Genomic DNA, 1417 nt, shown 5'->3' with positions numbered 1-1417 from the left:
CCACAGAACATATCGACTACCACGTCGAGGTCGACGGGCATTACTACTCGGTGCCTTACCAGTTGGTGAAGAAGCAACTGGAGGTGCGCCTGACGGCGCGCACGGTGGAGTGCTTCCACGCCAATCAGCGGGTGGCTAGCCACCTGCGCTCAACGCACAAGGGCCGGCACAGCACACAGACCGAGCACATGCCCAAGAGCCATCGCGAGCATGCCGAGTGGACGCCGCAACGGCTGATCCGCTGGGCCGAGCAGACCGGGCCGAATACCGCCGGTGTGATCGGCCACATCCTCGAACGGCGCATCCACCCGACCCAAGGTTACCGGGCCTGCCTGGGCATCCTTCGCCTGGGTAAAACCCACGGTGAGGCGCGCCTGGAATTGGCCTGCCGTCGCGCCATCAATCTCGGCGCGTGCAGCTACAAGAGCCTCGAATCGATCCTGCGCCTGGGTCTGGAAAACCTGCCCTTGGCTCAAACCAACCTGCCCCTGCTACCGGACGACCACGCCAACCTGCGCGGCCCCGGCTACTACCACTGAACACAAGGAATCCCACCATGCTGCCTCACCCGACCCTGGACAAGCTCCAGTCCCTGCGCCTGCACGGCATGCTCAAGGCCCTCGCCGAGCAACTGAAAATCCCCGACATCGGCAGCCTGAGCTTCGAGGAGCGCCTCGGCCTACTGGTCGACCGCGAGCTGACTGAGCGCGACGACAAGCGCCTGAGCAGCCGCCTGCGTCAGGCCAGGTTACGCCACAACGCCTGCCTCGAAGACCTCGACTACCGCAGCCCACGCGGCCTCGACAAGGCGCTGATCCTCCAGCTGAGCAGCGGTCAGTGGCTACGCGACGGCCTCAACCTGATCATCAACGGCCCGACCGGTGTCGGTAAAACCTGGCTGGCCTGCGCCCTGGCCCACCAGGCCTGCCGAGAGGGCTACAGCGTGCGTTACCTGCGCTTGCCGCGCCTGTTGGAAGAGCTGGGCTTGGCCCATGGCGACGGCCGCTTCGCCAAGCTGATGAGCAGCTACGCCAAGACCGACCTGCTGATCCTCGATGACTGGGGCTTGGCCCCGTTCACCGCCGAACAGCGGCGCGACATGCTGGAGCTACTGGACGACCGCTACGGCCAGCGCTCGACCATCGTCACCAGCCAGATGCCGGTGGACAACTGGCACGAGCTGATCGGCGATCCGACCCTGGCCGATGCCATCCTCGACCGCCTGGTGCACAACGCCTACCGGATCAATCTCAAGGGCGAATCGATGCGCAAGCGGGCGAAGAAATTGACGACGCCGGGCACCTCGGACTAACAATGCCACCCCTGCGTCGCTGCGCTCCGACTGCCTGTCCGAATGATCGTGGAACAGGTGTCCGGATCAGCGTGGGCTGAGTGTCCGAATGGCGTGGAATCCGCA

General features: G+C 64.9%; 2 protein-coding genes. Both read left to right on the top strand.

The annotated features are described in order from the left end of the window. On the top strand, positions 1 to 539 hold a 539-nt coding region (locus tag IEG05_RS22995; protein ID WP_191122775.1), incomplete at its 5' end, for a transposase. Between the two features lie 17 nt (positions 540 to 556). Further along, complete coding sequence (gene istB / locus IEG05_RS22990) at positions 557 to 1312, top strand: IS21-like element helper ATPase IstB (RefSeq protein WP_046622667.1); 756 nt, start codon at positions 557 to 559, stop codon at positions 1310 to 1312. Positions 1313 to 1417: the final 105 nt, after the last annotated feature.

This window comes from Stutzerimonas kunmingensis, from assembly GCF_014764705.1.
Lineage (GTDB): Bacteria > Pseudomonadota > Gammaproteobacteria > Pseudomonadales > Pseudomonadaceae > Stutzerimonas.
This window is presented reverse-complemented; position numbering and strand designations above follow the sequence as displayed.